Origin of the sequence: Actinoallomurus iriomotensis (assembly GCF_030269445.1) — a bacterium.
Taxonomy (GTDB): Bacteria; Actinomycetota; Actinomycetes; order Streptosporangiales; family Streptosporangiaceae; genus Actinoallomurus; species Actinoallomurus iriomotensis.
In genome coordinates this window covers 36149-50265 of the sequence record NZ_BSTJ01000017.1, presented here as the reverse complement: position 1 = coordinate 50265, position 14117 = coordinate 36149, and the positions used below count along the sequence as shown (strand labels likewise).

The window sequence follows — 14117 nt, the reverse complement described above, 5'->3', positions numbered from 1 at the left end:
GCCGGGAGTCTACGCATGCGTAGCCGGAATTAGAAGCCTGCTCGATTGCTTAACGATATCGGGATAGAGATGTGACGTCACCTACACCTGACCTTAATCTGCAGGTGTTAGGTAAAGGCGTCTTTCCAGGTCAATGGCGCGCGCCTCGCAAATTAGTCAATTCGCAGTAGACCATGCGCCTTACCCAATGTGATCATATTGGGCCGCTTAAACGGACATTATACACACGACCCGAAAACCTCCTTTACAGGGGGTGGCCGGGCGAACACAAAGAGCCCCTCCGGGCCGCGGCGGTGCGCGGCCCGGAGGGGCTCTCGTCGGCGACTCAATCCTTCTTGGCCGGCCAGCTCATCGTTATCTCGACACCCGACGGCGTCGAGGAGATGTTCACATCGTCGGCGAGCCCGGCGATCACGGCGAACCCCAGGTTGAGGTTGCCGTTGAGTTCGGCCAGGTCGGGCGAGACCTCAGGGGTCCCTCCGGCGGCCGGGTCGTCGTTGGGCACGCGATCGGTCACCACGACCTCGAAACGGTCCGCCCCGTCCCGCAGCTCCACCCGGACGGGCTCGGCGGGGCACTGTTGCTGGTGTGCCTCCACCGCACGCGAGCAGGCCTCACCCACCGCCAGCCGTACCTCGTCGAGCAGGGTCTCCTCCACCCCGCCCCGCCGGGCGACGGCGGTGGCGACGAGCCGCGCGGTGCGTACGTGCACCGGCAGAGGGCTGAAGGTGAGCTCGACGGTCGCTGTCCTGGGGGCTATCTCGGGCGCCATCCCCGGCCTACTTCTGCTTCTTGCGGTTCTCTCGCGCGTCGTCGACCGAGTCGAAGATGCCGAAGACCTTGGTCAGGCCGGTGATCCTGAAGATCTTGAGGATGCGCTCCTGCGTGCAGACGAGCTCGAGGGATCCGTCGTGCGCCCGCACCCGCTTGAGGCCACCGACGAGGACGCCCAGACCGGTCGAGTCGAGGAACTCCACCTTCTCCATGTCAACGAGGAGGTGGTACTTCCCCTTGTTCACCAGGTCGATGAGCTTCTCGCGGAGCTTCGGCGCGGTGTAGACGTCGATCTCTCCCTCCACGTTGATGACGGTGAGGTCATCGTCAGTGGTGTAGTCGCTAACCTTCAGGTCCACAGATCCTCCTGCGCCGTACCGCGTATAAAAGTCGGGGCACGGGACCCCGCCGTGATTCAACCACGCTCCGCCACCGTGTCTACACGAAATCGGCACACAGGGCGACTTCCCCCACGTGCCGCGGGTCTCATGTGAGCCCTGGGGGGCACCACGGACGGCGGTTCAAAGCGTTGTGCCCAGGATGCCAGACTGGAAACCTCCACACGCCGAACCGCTCCGATGAGAAGGAGTGACGCAGGCCATAGACACCTCGCAGTCCAGCGGCACGCGGACGCCGCCCTCCCGGCCGACGTCCGACGTCCTGCGCCGGCTTCTGAACGATCCGCGCAACCGCGAGCGCATCACCCACGTCGAGAACGTCCCGGCACGCGAGGGACGACACGCCGAGTGGCCCTCGTGGGCACCCCGGCTGCTCCTCGACCGCCTGCGCCACGCGGGCATCGAGCGTCCCTACGAACACCAGGTGCGCGCCGCGGAGCTCGCGCACGACGGCACCTCGGTGATCGTCGCGACCGGTACGGCCTCGGGCAAGTCGCTGGCGTACCTGCTGCCCGCCCTCGACGCGGTGTTCGACGGCGGCGCCGTCCTCTACCTCTCGCCGACCAAGGCGCTGGCCGCCGACCAGCTCCGCGCGCTGCGCGGGCTCAAGCTGGCCCAGCTGCGCGCGTCGACCTTCGACGGCGACACGCCCCCCGAGGACCGCACGTGGGTCCGGCAGTACGCGAACTACGTACTGACCAATCCCGACATGCTGCATCGCACCGTCCTGCCGGGACACGCCCGTTGGGCCCCGTACCTGCGCCGCCTCCGCTACGTCATCGTCGACGAGGCCCACGGCTACCGCGGTGTCTTCGGCTCCCACGTCGCGCAGGTGCTGCGGCGGCTGCGGCGGGTCTGCGCGCGGTACGGCACGACGCCCGTGTTCATCCTCGCCTCGGCGACCGCGTCCTCGCCCGGCGCCGCCGCGTCCCGCCTGACGGGCGTGTCCGTCGCGGAGGTGTGCGACGACGCCTCGCCGCGCGGCGCGACCTCGTTCGCGCTGTGGGAACCACCGCTGACCGAACTGCGCGGCGAGCACGACGCGCCGGTACGCCGTACGGCGACCGCCGAGGCCGCCGACCTGCTCGCCGACCTCGTGGTCGAGGACGTCCAGACCCTGGCCTTCGTACGCTCGCGGCGCGGCGCCGAGTCGGTCGCGCTGGGCGCCAAACGGGCGCTGGCCGAGATCTCGCCGTCACTGCCCGCGCAGGTCGCGGCGTACCGGGCGGGCTTCCTGCCCGAAGAACGCCGCGCGCTGGAGAAGGCCCTGCGCTCGCGGTCGCTGGTGGGCCTCGCCTCGACGAACGCCCTCGAACTCGGCGTCGACGTGTCCGGGCTCGACTCGGTGATCGTCTGCGGCTGGCCGGGCACGCGCGCGTCGCTGTGGCAGCAGGCGGGCCGCGCCGGCCGGGCCGGCCAGGACGCGCTCGCCGTGCTCATCGCCCGCGACGACCCGCTCGACACCTACCTCGTGCACCACCCGTCGGCGATCTTCGGCACGCCGGTGGAGGCGACGGTCCTCGACCCCGACAATCCGTACGTCCTGGCCCCGCACCTGTGCGCCGCCGCCGCCGAACTGCCGCTCACCGAGGCGGACCTGCCGATGTTCGGCCCGTCGGCCGCCGAGGTGCTGCCCGACCTCGTACGCCGGGGCATGCTGCGGCACCGCCCGGCGGGCTGGTTCTGGACGAAACGGGAGCGCGCCAGCGAGCTGGCCGACATCCGCGGCGCGGGCGGGCCACCGGTGCAGGTGGTGGAGGCGCCGACCGGACGCCTCCTGGGCACGGTCGACGAGCCGTCCGCGCACACGATGGTCCACGAGGGCGCGGTCTACCTGCATCAGGGCGAGACGTACGTCGTGCGGACCCTGGACCTCTCCGACTCCGTCGCCCTGGTCGAGGCCGCCGACCCCGACTACACGACGACCGCGCGCGACGTCACGGACATCTCCATCCTCGAGACGCTGCGCTCGACGTCGTGGGGCGAGGCGACCCTGTGCTTCGGCACGGTCGAGGTGACGCAGCAGGTCGTGTCGTACCAGATGAGGCGGCTGGCGAGCGGCCAGGTGCTCGGCGAACGGCCGCTCACCCTGCCGCCGCGCACACTCCGTACGCGGGCCGTGTGGTGGACGCTGCCGGACACGTCGTTCCTGGGCGACGCCGACGTGGGCGGCTCGGCGCACGCGGCCGAACACGCCTCCATCGGCCTGCTGCCGCTGTTCGCGACGTGCGACCGCTGGGACATCGGTGGCGTGTCGACGGCGCTGCACCCGGACACCTCGCGGATGACGGTCTTCGTGTACGACGGCCACGAGGGCGGCGCGGGCTTCGCCGAGCGCGGTTACGAGCGCGCGGCGTCGTGGCTGCGCTCGACTCGCGAGGTCATCGCCGCGTGCGAGTGCGACCACGGGTGCCCGTCATGCATCCAGTCGCCCAAGTGCGGCAACGGCAACGAGCCGTTGGACAAGGCCGGCGCGCTGGACCTGCTCGACGCTCTGCTGAAACAGGCGCCCCAGGAATCATGACTTGACCGGATCGCCACTTTGGTTGGATGGTGTCACGTCTTACCGGTTTCCTCGCCGATGAGGGGATAACGTCCGATGATCTTGGTGGGCCTCATCCTGGCCGGCGCCGCCGTCTGCGTGGCCGTCGGCATCATCGCCGAGAACACCGCCCCGGCGACACTCAGCGTGTTCGGACAGCACGTGCCCGGAGTGACGTCGCAGGCCCAGGTCTTCGTCGCCGGCATCATCGTCACGATCTTCTTCGTCATCGGCCTGACGATCTCGTCGCTGGCCCTGGGCCGCTCGATGCGCGTCCGACGCGAACTTCGCGAACTGCGGGAAGAGCATGAGGAGTCGCTGACCACGCTGGAGATGGAACGCCAGCAGTTCCAGCGCGAACTCGCCCGAGCCCGCGCCCGCGGCGGAGTCCCCCAGACGACGAGCGACATCCCGGTCGCCGGCCACCGCGACCCGGTGTCCCCGTTCTTCGACCAGTCCGCCTGACAGCCCCACCGCCTGGTACAGAAAAACGTGCAGAGGTGATCACCATGCCGGCTGCCGTGACATACCTCGCTTGGTGATCGTGCTTTACGGAACCGGGGTAATGCCGCCGTCGACGCGCAGGTCGATGCCGTTGATGTAACCAGCCGGCGGACTGGCCAAAAAGGCCACCGCGGCTGCGACATCGTCCGCGGTACCGAGCCTTCCGCTGGGGTTCGGCGCGTACTCGGCCAGCACCTGCGGCTCCAGGTCGGCCCACGATGCGCGTCGGCCCTGCGCCGCCGAGCGGTCCTCGAACATCCGCCGCATGCCCTCGGTGACGATCACACCTGGGCTCACGGTGTTCGCCGTGATCCCCGAGCCGGCAAGGTGACGGGCCAGCCCGGTGGTCATGTTGACCACGGCGGCCTTCGCGGCCGAGTAGTCCACCATGTTCGGCAACGGGCTCGTCGCCGCACGACTTCCCACATTGATGATCCGCCCCCAGCCGCGCTCGCGCATCGGTGGTACGAGCGCGCGAATCAGCCGCACCGCCGAGACGACGTTGCCGTTCATCGCATCCAGCCACGCCGACGGCTCGACGGTGTCCCAGTCGTGCTCGACGAACGGCCCTGCGTTGTTCACGAGTACGTCCACGCCCCAGGAGCGGGCCCGCGCGGCCACCTCCGCAGCGGCCTTGTCGTCGGTGAGGTCGCCCAGCACCACCTCAGCCTCACCACCCTCAGCGCGCACCCCGTCGGCGACCTCCGTGGCCCGCGCGGCGTCACGGCCATGCACCAGCACCGCACATCTCTCATCGGCCAGCCGCCGAGCCACCACCGCGCCGATACCACTACTGCTCGCCGACACCAGCACGCGCCGCCCTGAGAGCTCAAGATCCATGGCTGGCAGCCTAAATAGGACCTCCGACACTCAGCCCACCGATCGCCAGCACATCGACCGGGCAGCCACGAGCCTGCACGATTATCCGTACTCGCCTACGCATCTGTAGGAGTACGCCGACACGGCTCGCCTTTGCCAGAGCACGGAGAACCGGCCGCACCGGCGGACCGGCTGGCTACAACCCCACCTCAGGGCTCAAAGGCATTCACCAGCCCCCGGCCGAAACCTCGCACCGGCTGGCTAAAACCCACCACAGGGCCCAAAGGCACTGAACAACCCTCGGCCGAAATCAAGAAACCCGCACCGACCGGCCCGCGGCTACCCCGCTGCCCGGTCACTTGGGCGACCCGACAGCCACCTGCCGAAACGCCGGAACCGGTCGACAGCCGGGCTTTCGCCCGGTCGGCGCCTCAAGGCGGCCCGGGGCGTCCGGATTGCAACGACGTTGCCCGTCATGCTCGGATGACCCGGCCGAAGCTCGTCGCCTCCAGCTCACCGACCGAGTCGGTGGAGCCACCCACGGCCGGTCCGATTGAACCGCTCTGGCCGTGTCGGACGGCTCAGTTACGGCGGCGGCGTCCTTGGTAGCCACGGCTCGAACCGCGGCGGCGCGAGGCGGACCCGTCCGGCGCCGTGCCGTCCGCCTGCTGGCCATCGGTGGTGTTGGCCTGGTCGACGGTCTCCGCCTCGTCGGGCACCTGGTCGGTGTCGACGGGCTCACCGAGATCGAGCGTGTCGGCGTCGGACGGCTCCGCCACTTCGGCCGTGCCCGACGCATCGGTGGTCTTGAGCGCGGCGGACGGTGTGTCAGAGTCGACCGCACTGGAGCCCGTCGCGGCCGACGAGGCTTCATCGGCCACCGGCTTGGTGAGAACACCCGTCGCAGCCATCGTCGCGGTGGCCTTCCGGCTCCTGCCGCGCTTGGCCTTCAGCCCTCCACGGCCGGCCCGCTTGCCGCCGCCGATGGCGCGTGCCCCTTCGGCGGCGAGGCGCTGGCGGCGGGACCACATGCCCAGGTGCGCCGAGATGATCAGCAGCACGAGCGCGATGGCGAGGCTCTGCCCCCACTTGATCGGGGTTGTCTGGGAGACGTTCCGCGCGACCGGCTGGGACAGCGGTGAAGCGACCTGCGGTTCAGGGCTGGGGTACTCGAAGCCCAGCCCGGAGCCGTCGGGCGCGACGGACGGAAGGCTGAACGGTGAAGCGCCGTTCAGCGGGTTGTTCCCGATCGTGGCGCCGTTGCCCACGTTTCCGGTCGGCAGCGAACCCGCACCGGACGACGTGCCGTTGCTGCCCTTGCTGCCACTGCCAGAGGTGGGAGTCTTGCTGGGCGCGGCGGTGTGCGTCGACTTCGCCGGCGATGGCCGCGCCTTCACCGAGAAGCCCTCGGTCTTGTACGTGCACCCGGTGCCGTTGCCGATGACCGCCAGCGTGAAGGCACCGGCTTTGGGAACAGTGACGTCGCCCTCGATCTTGCCGGACATGACGCTGTTGCCGACCTGCTGGTCCAGGCCGGGCCCGGAGATCTGCAAGTGGGCCCTCAGCAGCATCAGGCCGCTGATCTGGGCACCGACGTGAACGCTCGAACCCGCCGTGACGGTCCCAGAAGGAGCCGTGATGGTCGCGCTCCCGAGTGGCGGACACGACTCGGCGGCATGCGCGGGCTGGCTGAGACCGACGGCGATCGCTGCGGCGGCCATCGGGGTCATCAGGCCGACCGTGGCTGCCTTGCGGACCCTCGTCACGACGCCGTCCCTTCGTCGAGAACCCTTCATCGTCACTGGCCAAGCGGCACCAGACGACCAGCACCGATCCCCGAGTCGGCGGCCCCATGATGCCGGAGGGGTTCATCAGCCCCCGGTCGACCGCGAACCAAGTGATCACCGAAAGCCGATAGTCACCCTATCGGACTCTGTCTCTAATAGAGTCACGGTTTCCCACAAAATGCAACGATCGCAGTCGATCTCAGTAACGAACCCCCCGCGATTTCCCCCACTCACGCCGCGAACGCTCCGAACCGCGCGAACGCGAACGCTCTCCGACCCGCGGCAGCAGTCAACCGCCGGAGTGCCGCCTGGTCGCAGCCGCCGGGAGCCTCTCCGGTCCGGCACGAGCGCGCGCGGTAGCGGTCAGACGTCGAAGCGCCGGGACTTTTGCCACCCCGGAACTGACGATCACCTCCGAAATCCGCCCGTGCAGCACGCATCTACGCAGCCGGCCGCCGGAACCCCGGGCTATACGAGCGGCCAGGCCACAAGCGGCCCGTGGCCCGTCCGCGGAGTGCGAGGCGGCGGCGAGCGCCGCGAGATCCGCAGCGGCGTAGGCACGATGCCGAGCAGCACGCACCCCGCCGACCGTCATCGCCATCATGGCCAGCGCCCACGTCAGACCGATCAGCGCGAGCATCCAGACGGTTCCCGAGCCCCGATCGCCCACTCGACGGTCACGCATCGCCCTACCTCTCTCGCTCCGACGAGAACCGCGGACACACCGAACCCACTTGCCGAAGACGCCAGTCGCCCATTGCCGCTCAGGCCGACGCCCCCGGCGAAGGGGATCTGGCGGCTGAGAATGCTCAGAGCGATCTTGAAAGAACTGCGCCCCCGCCGGACCACGGCATACCGCCATCGCCGACGCGTGCCATGGACGGCGGCCGTGACCGGTCACACGCGGATGACGCACAGCGTGGCGGGCGATACCGAACGCTCCTGCCATGGCCGGATCCACCGTTCTGCAGTTCGCGGCCGACGGCACGAGCTGGACGGCGATCACCCACGGCGCGACCGACACGAAGGCGTACTTCGGCACCCCCGCGAAGGCCACGGCCGGCACCCCGAGAGGCCGGTCACGCAATCGGCGATGAGCGTCGCCCCCGCACGTACGCGTCTCGATCACTCGTCCGGCGGCACGTTGGCGTCTCCCTTCTTTGCTCCGGTCGGAATCGGTGGTGCACCGCCGTCCTCGGGCGGGCCGGTGTCGTTCGGTTGGGGTTCTGTGGCGGCGATGGCCTGGGCTTCGAGCTGCAAGGCGGGAAAGAGACCTCGCAGCGGCGAATCGGCCTGTGCCTGGACGACGACCTTCGTGGTGGTCTCGTCGCGGCTCAGGGCGACTCGGGCGTTCGGCGGCGCGGCGCGCAGCACCGCCGAACGCACCTCTGCCTGCGGCTCTCCTCGTGCCGCCGCCCTCGCCCCGGCGCGCGCCGCGTCGAGACAGGCGATCTGCGCGGCCGCCGCGCTCACACCCCACAACGCGACCGCCATGACGACCACCAGCGCGGGCAAGGCGACGGCCGTCTCAGCCGTAATCGAGCCACGCTGGCCCCATAAGAGCGGGACGCCCCGACCACCCGTCGCCGTACCGCGTCGCGCCCTTCGGCCAAGGCGCCGAGAAAACGCACTCCGGATGCGCACGTACCCTGACCACCGGCCCGCTGCGTAGCGGCCGGCGACCCACCCGCCGCCGCGCGGCCCGCCTACCGGCGGCCCGACCGCTGGCGGCCCCACAGCGCCCACACCCCCACTGCACAGCTGTGGGCAAGCCGTCGATTCCCGGCCCGCCTTGCCGCTGCCGCGCCTCCAGCGGCAGCGTGCGCACCTGGCGCATCGCCGATCAACCCTGGTAGGCGTGCGTGCACCGGACAGCCGTGGGCGGTCGTCGCCGGTGGGCGGACCTGCGCCACACGGCTGTGGGCCATAATCTGCGGCCGGTGCGCCTGCGCCGCTCGGCTGTGAGTGGTGATCCCCGGCGGGCAGGTGTGCACCGGACCGTTGTGCACGGCGTTGTCCGGCCCTCGGTCGGCCTGACGGAGGCGTCGGGGCTGCCACACGTGCGTCGGGGTACTCAGCCGAGGTGGCGCGAGCGTGGCTGAATCGGCTCATCCGACCAGGTTGAGCGCTCGATGGATGATCACTAAGAGCATCTTTCGGACTTCCGAACTGGTTACGATCTTGAACAGCACACCGGCGAAAGCCGCGGCCGCGACTGTGCCCACTGCGTACTCCGCGGTGGACATGCCTCGATCGCCGTAGTGGCGGCATCGACGCCACAGTGCGGACAGCTTGTGCATGAGATCCCTCCTCACGTGGTGGGCGCGGGAGCGCCATGACTCAGCGTGACGGAGCTGTTCCTGCCAGACCAGATGAATGCGGTTCTGTGGATAACTCGGTGACCTCGGCCAAGTCGTAGGCCGGACAAGCGGAGCTCCAGTGGTGAGCTCGGAGCTGAACGTGGATCTTGGGGAGTCGCTCACCCCAGTCGTAAGCGATCCGACAACAGGCCGTCCATCGCTGTGGTGCCGATGGGGGGTACGGCTGGCGGATCCTCGGTGGGGATCCCCGGATCCCCGGATCCACGGCCAGACTCTCAGGGGAGTAGCACGTTGCCGGCCATGCCGGCGATGGCCGGGACGATCCCCAGGAGGATGAAGGCGGGGAGGAAGCAGAGGCCCAAGGGGGCGACCGCGCGAATGCCGGCGGTGCGGGCTCGGGCCGAGGCGGCGGCGCGGGCGGTACGTCGTTGGTCGCGGGCCAGGCGGGCCAGGGTCGTGGCGACCGGGGCGCCTCCGGTGGCGGCTCTTGCGGCGGCTCGGCCCAGAGGGGCCAGGGTGGGGTCGTTGGCGAGGTTCAGCCATTCCCGGGCCGGATCGGCGCCCAGGCGGACGCGGGCCGCCACTCCTGCCAGCGCCTCGCCGAGTGGGCCGCCTACCGCTTCCGCGACGGCCTCTACCGACGCGTGCCACGCACCGCCGCCGCGTAGGCATGCGGCGAGCAGGTCGATCGCCAGAGGGAGTTCGGAGATGATGCGGGCTCGGCGCTGCCTCACGGCTCGGGGTTCGAGGCGGGAGAGCACGCGTATGCAACCCACGGTGATCAGAACGCCGGCCGTCCAGCCCGCGACTCCACCGATCAGCCAGCCGGAGACGAAACCGGCCAGGCCTCCGACCGCCCAGCGCATGCGCGCGTCTCGTTTGCCGTGTTGAGCGGCGACCGCGGTCGGGGTGAGAGAAATCCTGGCCAGTCGCCTGGTGGCCTCGTTGCCGGGTACGGCCAGGAAGCCTGCGGCGCCGCAGCAGAGTACGGCCAGCAGCGTCGTCGCCATTGTCATCGCTCGGCTTTGCGGGACAGGCCCGCCTGCGATGGGCGCCGGCCCCCTCCGTCGGCCCTCGGCGCGTCCCAGCGGCGAACGCCAGCGCGGCGGAACAAGTCCGGCCACGGACAGACTCTGCCGACAGGCGACCGTGCGATCAGATGCCGAGTACGGCGGAACGGATTCGGGAGCGGCCGGTGTACGCGACGGGAGGAGTGGAGGGCGGCAGCGCGTCGTCGGGATGGGGTTTCGGCCTGTACGGGCCAGGGGCCGACACCCCAGGACGATGACGGCGAACGCTTCGCCCGCGCAGGCAGAGCGGCGATGGCCGTGCCGCTGTGCTCCGTCGTGCTGCCGTGCCTCTTCATGGTGTCGCCGCTCGGTGGGGCGGCCCGGCGACCAAAGGGGATGGCTGACCTGTCCTGGCTTGTCGTCATGTGAGTGCTCTCGGTGCGTGGTTCGGCGGTCATTGGAGGTGTTCCGCTGACGTGGCCAGGTGGGAGGTCCACCACAGGCCCAGGGCGTCGAGTGCGGCGCCCAAGCAAAGGCAGAGGGCACCCGGCAGTGAGCCGAACAGGAACGTCCATGGCTTCGCGCCCAGGGCGGCGGCCATCGCCAGGCCGAGCGCGGGTAGGACGGCCAGGAGCCGGGCCGTCGCTCGCGGACCGGCCAATTGCAGGGCGATGTCCTCGCGGTGGGACTGCTCGTCGCGGAGAGAGTCGGCCAGCCCGTCGATGACGGCGGCGAGCATTCCGCCTCGGTCGACGCCGATGCGCCAGCAGCCGGCGAGAAGGCGTAACGCCTCGTTGCCCTGCGTTTGCGAGGCTCGGATCAGTGCCTCGGCCACGTCGTCGCCGTTCCGGGCGGCGTCGGTCACGGCGCTGAGGCCCGGCACGTCCTGGAGGGCTTCGGCGGCGGAGGTCAGGGCGGTAGCCGCCGGGCGGCCGGCGGCGAGTTCCGTCGCGATGGCGTCGCAGAGTTCGATGACGGCGCTACGCCGGGCGGCCAGCCGTTTTCGGCGGCCGGTCAGAGAGCCGGCCGTACCTCGCAGCCGGGCGATCACGGCGCTCGGCACCGGTCCCGTGGCGCCTGCCGGTCTCGACCCGAGGACCGCGGTCAGGCGGAACGCCGCCCGGGACGGCAACGACACCACCCACACCGCGACGAACACACACACCGCCATCGCCAAGACGATCACCGCGCCCACCCCGCGAGAACAGACGCGCCAAAACGGACATCCAGGTCGCCACCAAGGCGGTCATCGCGGGCGTCCGACGAGGCGGGTTCGCGACGTGGGCATGCCCGGGCCGTGGACGATGCCGCCGTCCGAGCCGAACAGGACGGCGGGGACGGCTCCACCACGCCCGCAGACACCGACCCGAACCTCAACCTCAGGCGGAACACCGCACGGGACGACAGCGACTGCGCCCCTACCGGAACGGACATACAGACCTCCGCCAAGACGATCACCGCAGGCATCCGACGAGGCGAGTCTTGTGGAGCTGAACAGAGCGACGGGGACGGCTCCACCACGCCCGCCGACACCGACCCGAACCTCAACCTCAGGCGGAACACCGGTGGGGACGACGGCGACAGTGTCCGCGCCAGGACGGGCGTGCAAGCCGGCGCCGAGGCGGTCATCGGGGGCGCCCGGTGAGGCGGGTTTGCAGACTGGGCATGCCTGGGCCGTGGGTGGTGCCGCCGTCCGAGCTGAACAGGACTGCGGGGACGGCCTGCACCAGACCGGTTTCGGTGCGTTCGAAGACGCAGATCTCCGCGACGCGGCGGCGGCCGCCTGGGGGCTCGCGGACCAGGTGGATCACGGCGTCCAGGGCGGCGGACAGTTGGCTGTGCACGGCGTCGCGGGTGAGGCCGGCCGCGCAGGCCAGAGCCTCCAGGCGGGCGGGGACGTCGGCCGGGGTGTTCGCGTGGACGGTGGCGCAGCCGCCCTCGTGGCCCGTGTTCAGGGCGGCCAGCAGGTCGACCACCTCGCGTCCGCGTACCTCTCCGACCACCAGGCGGTCGGGGCGCATGCGCAGTGCCTGGCGTACGAGGTCGTGGAGGGTGACGCCACCGGCGCCTTCGACGTTGGGCGGACGGGCCTCAAGCGTGACCACGTGCGGGTGGGCGGGGCGGAGCTCGGCGGAGTCCTCGACCAAGATGAGGCGCTCGCCCGGATCGGCCAGGGAGAGCAGGGACGACAAGAACGTCGTCTTGCCTGAGCCCGTGCCGCCGGTGACCAAAAACGCGACACGGGCTGCCACCAGGCCGCCGAGCAGGACGGCTCCGGCCGCGGGGACCGCGCCGGCAGACACCAGCTCGTCGAGGGTGAAGGCGCGGCGTCTCGGCAGCCGCAGGGACAGCGTCGTGCCGGCGGACGCGATCGGGGGCAGGACCGCGTGCAGCCGTATGCCGCCGGGCAGGCGGGCGTCGGCGTACGGGGCGGTGTCGTCCAGGCGGCGTCCGGCCAGGGCGGCCAGGCGCTGGGCCAGACGTCGTACGGCGGACTCGTCGGCGAAGCGCACCTGGGTCAGGCGGAGACCGTCACCCGCGTCCACCCATACCTCGCCGGGGCCGTTGACCAGGACGTCGGTGACGCCGGGGTCGCGTAGGAGGGGTTCGAGCGGACCGGCGCCGACCAGGTCGGCGCGTACCTCGTCGGCCAGGGAAAGGATCTCGGTGTCGCCCAGCATGCGGCCTTCGGCGCGTAACGCGGCGGCCACCTGGGCGGCGGTCGGCTGTACGCCGGCACCGATGAGGCGGGCACGTACGGCGTCGGTGAGGTCATTCATCTGCTACCTCCGAGGGCAGGGAAGAGCAACCGACGTCCGGTGGAGCCGGCGTATGGCGTTCGGCGTCGGTCGGGGCTGCGCGAGCGGTGATCTACATCAGGAGGCCTGGTCGTGGATGCGGGGGCGGCGGGCCTGGGCGAGACCGCCGAGGAAACGGGCGCAGAACGCGTTGAGCGGACCGCCGGTGCCCGGGGGCTCGCCGCGTTCGATGGCGGCGGCCAGGCGCCGGTCGGCGGACATGACGCCGGCCAGTGGCAGTCGCAGCGACTCCGCGATGACGCCGGGCTTGAGGCCGCCCGGCGCGGGGCCGCGCACGACGAGGCGGAGGTCTCGGGTGTAGGGACGGGCCTGGTCGGCGACGCGGTCGGCGGCCACGGCGGCTCGTACCTCGGCGGGAACGACGATCAGCGTCATGTCGGCGGTGGCCAGGGCCTCGGCGCTGGCGTCGGTGAGCTGGCGGGGCAGGTCCGTGACGACCAGGTCGAAACCCCGGGCGCCGGCGTCGAGGACTGATCGCATGGTGTCCGGAGCTACCGGTTCGACGGCTCCGCGGTGCCACGACAGGATGGCGAGACCCCCGCGGGCCGGTAACGAATCGTGCAGGGCGGTGCTGCTCAGGCGGCCTCGGCGCTCGGAGTAGTCGGACCATCGGGCGCCCGGAGCGCCTTCCGCGCCCAGGACCAGGTCGATGCCGCCGCCGAGCGGGTCGCCGTCGACGAGCAGCGTGCGGAGCCCGCGTTTCGCCCCGCAACTCGCCAGGGCCGCCGCGAGCACGCTGGCGCCAGCACCGCCACGGCCGCCCAGGACGGCGATCGTGGTCGCCCCGGAGACGGATGGCTCGGTGGCGGCGGCCATGCGTTCGACCAGCCAGGTCTCCGCGTCGGGGAGAGCGGCGACGTCTTGCGCGCCGATGTCGACGGCGAGACGGTAGACGATCTCGCCGTCCGGGTCGGCGGTCGCCACGACGACGCCCGGCCTGCGCGGCAGGGCGCAGTCGGCCAGCTCGGCGGCCAGGTCGGAGCCGGCGACGATGAGCGCGGCGTCGCGCCATGCCGATCGAGCGGCCAGGGCGTCGGAGGCGACGCGGGCCTCGACGTCGGCGGCGGCGGCGAGCCGGAGCAGGTCGTCGACCAGCTCGCTGTCGGCGGAGACGATCAGAACGGCAGCTGACATGGCATCCCC

General features: G+C 70.9%; 14 protein-coding genes. 3 read left to right on the top strand and 11 right to left on the bottom strand.

Annotation, left to right across the window (positions count from 1 at the left end; genetic code table 11):
- Positions 1–325: 325 nt before the first annotated feature.
- Both QSK37_RS46170 and QSK37_RS46165 read right to left on the bottom strand, forming a co-directional pair.
- Positions 326–772: an ATP-binding protein gene (locus QSK37_RS46170; RefSeq protein WP_285634850.1), complete on the bottom strand. Its 447-nt coding sequence runs from the start codon at positions 770–772 to the stop codon at positions 326–328.
- Positions 773–779: 7 nt separating this feature from the next.
- On the bottom strand, positions 780–1133 hold the full coding sequence (locus QSK37_RS46165; protein ID WP_285584522.1) for an STAS domain-containing protein: 354 nt from the start codon (positions 1131–1133) through the stop codon (positions 780–782).
- Positions 1134–1362: 229 nt separating this feature from the next.
- On the opposite strand from QSK37_RS46165, the gene QSK37_RS46160 reads away from it, so the two are divergent.
- Both QSK37_RS46160 and QSK37_RS46155 read left to right on the top strand, forming a co-directional pair.
- Positions 1363–3696, top strand: a complete 2334-nt coding sequence (locus QSK37_RS46160) for a DEAD/DEAH box helicase (protein WP_432705669.1) — start codon at positions 1363–1365, stop codon at positions 3694–3696.
- A gap of 75 nt (positions 3697–3771) precedes the next feature.
- Complete coding sequence (locus tag QSK37_RS46155) at positions 3772–4179, top strand: hypothetical protein (RefSeq protein ID WP_285634847.1); 408 nt, start codon at positions 3772–3774, stop codon at positions 4177–4179.
- An 84-nt stretch (positions 4180–4263) separates the two neighbouring features.
- On the opposite strand, the gene QSK37_RS46150 is transcribed toward QSK37_RS46155, so the two are convergent.
- From QSK37_RS46150 to QSK37_RS51565, 3 genes are all read right to left on the bottom strand, one after another.
- Entirely contained in the window at positions 4264–5058 is a 795-nt protein-coding gene (locus tag QSK37_RS46150) for an SDR family NAD(P)-dependent oxidoreductase (RefSeq protein ID WP_285634844.1), read from the bottom strand.
- Between the two features lie 560 nt (positions 5059–5618).
- Complete coding sequence (locus QSK37_RS46145; protein ID WP_285634842.1) at positions 5619–6803, bottom strand: hypothetical protein; 1185 nt, start codon at positions 6801–6803, stop codon at positions 5619–5621.
- Positions 6804–7113: 310 nt separating this feature from the next.
- Positions 7114–7509, bottom strand: coding sequence for an Rv3654c family TadE-like protein (locus tag QSK37_RS51565; RefSeq protein ID WP_349498048.1), 396 nt, complete (start codon positions 7507–7509; stop codon positions 7114–7116).
- Between the two features lie 262 nt (positions 7510–7771).
- On the opposite strand from QSK37_RS51565, the gene QSK37_RS46140 reads away from it, so the two are divergent.
- Positions 7772–7921 carry a hypothetical protein gene (locus QSK37_RS46140; RefSeq protein ID WP_285634839.1) on the top strand — a complete coding sequence of 50 codons (150 nt, stop codon included), beginning with the start codon at positions 7772–7774 and terminating at the stop codon, positions 7919–7921.
- Positions 7922–7949: 28 nt separating this feature from the next.
- Here QSK37_RS46140 and QSK37_RS46135 read toward each other — a convergent pair whose 3' ends face one another.
- From QSK37_RS46135 to ssd, 6 genes are all read right to left on the bottom strand, one after another.
- Positions 7950–8363 carry a TadE family type IV pilus minor pilin gene (locus QSK37_RS46135; RefSeq protein WP_285635349.1) on the bottom strand — a complete coding sequence of 138 codons (414 nt, stop codon included), beginning with the start codon at positions 8361–8363 and terminating at the stop codon, positions 7950–7952.
- A 569-nt stretch (positions 8364–8932) separates the two neighbouring features.
- A complete protein-coding gene (locus QSK37_RS46130; RefSeq protein ID WP_285584512.1) occupies positions 8933–9124 on the bottom strand; it encodes a DUF4244 domain-containing protein in 192 nt (63 codons plus the stop codon).
- A 296-nt stretch (positions 9125–9420) separates the two neighbouring features.
- Positions 9421–10161, bottom strand: a complete 741-nt coding sequence (locus tag QSK37_RS46125; RefSeq protein ID WP_285634836.1) for a type II secretion system F family protein — start codon at positions 10159–10161, stop codon at positions 9421–9423.
- A 448-nt stretch (positions 10162–10609) separates the two neighbouring features.
- Positions 10610–11326, bottom strand: a complete 717-nt coding sequence (locus tag QSK37_RS46120) for a type II secretion system F family protein (protein ID WP_285634834.1) — start codon at positions 11324–11326, stop codon at positions 10610–10612.
- Between the two features lie 454 nt (positions 11327–11780).
- Positions 11781–12935 (bottom strand): TadA family conjugal transfer-associated ATPase, encoded by a 1155-nt coding sequence (locus QSK37_RS46115; protein WP_285634831.1) that lies wholly within the window; start codon positions 12933–12935, stop codon positions 11781–11783.
- A gap of 96 nt (positions 12936–13031) precedes the next feature.
- On the bottom strand, positions 13032–14108 hold the full coding sequence (gene ssd / locus QSK37_RS46110; protein ID WP_285634828.1) for a septum site-determining protein Ssd: 1077 nt from the start codon (positions 14106–14108) through the stop codon (positions 13032–13034).
- Positions 14109–14117: the final 9 nt, after the last annotated feature.

What these genes read in the sequence shown, in the direction of transcription:
- QSK37_RS46170 (WP_285634850.1), bottom strand. Translation starts at nt 772, where the DNA reads ATGGCGCCCGAGATAGCCCCCAGGACAGCGACCGTCGAGCTCACCTTC.
- QSK37_RS46130 (WP_285584512.1), bottom strand. Translation starts at nt 9,124, where the DNA reads ATGCACAAGCTGTCCGCACTGTGGCGTCGATGCCGCCACTACGGCGAT.
- QSK37_RS46125 (WP_285634836.1), bottom strand. Translation starts at nt 10,161, where the DNA reads ATGACAATGGCGACGACGCTGCTGGCCGTACTCTGCTGCGGCGCCGCA.
- ssd (WP_285634828.1), bottom strand. Translation starts at nt 14,108, where the DNA reads ATGTCAGCTGCCGTTCTGATCGTCTCCGCCGACAGCGAGCTGGTCGAC.
- QSK37_RS51565 (WP_349498048.1), bottom strand. Translation starts at nt 7,509, where the DNA reads ATGCGTGACCGTCGAGTGGGCGATCGGGGCTCGGGAACCGTCTGGATG.
- QSK37_RS46150 (WP_285634844.1), bottom strand. Translation starts at nt 5,058, where the DNA reads ATGGATCTTGAGCTCTCAGGGCGGCGCGTGCTGGTGTCGGCGAGCAGT.
- QSK37_RS46140 (WP_285634839.1), top strand. Translation starts at nt 7,772, where the DNA reads ATGGCCGGATCCACCGTTCTGCAGTTCGCGGCCGACGGCACGAGCTGG.
- QSK37_RS46115 (WP_285634831.1), bottom strand. Translation starts at nt 12,935, where the DNA reads ATGAATGACCTCACCGACGCCGTACGTGCCCGCCTCATCGGTGCCGGC.
- QSK37_RS46120 (WP_285634834.1), bottom strand. Translation starts at nt 11,326, where the DNA reads ATGGCGGTGTGTGTGTTCGTCGCGGTGTGGGTGGTGTCGTTGCCGTCC.
- QSK37_RS46155 (WP_285634847.1), top strand. Translation starts at nt 3,772, where the DNA reads ATGATCTTGGTGGGCCTCATCCTGGCCGGCGCCGCCGTCTGCGTGGCC.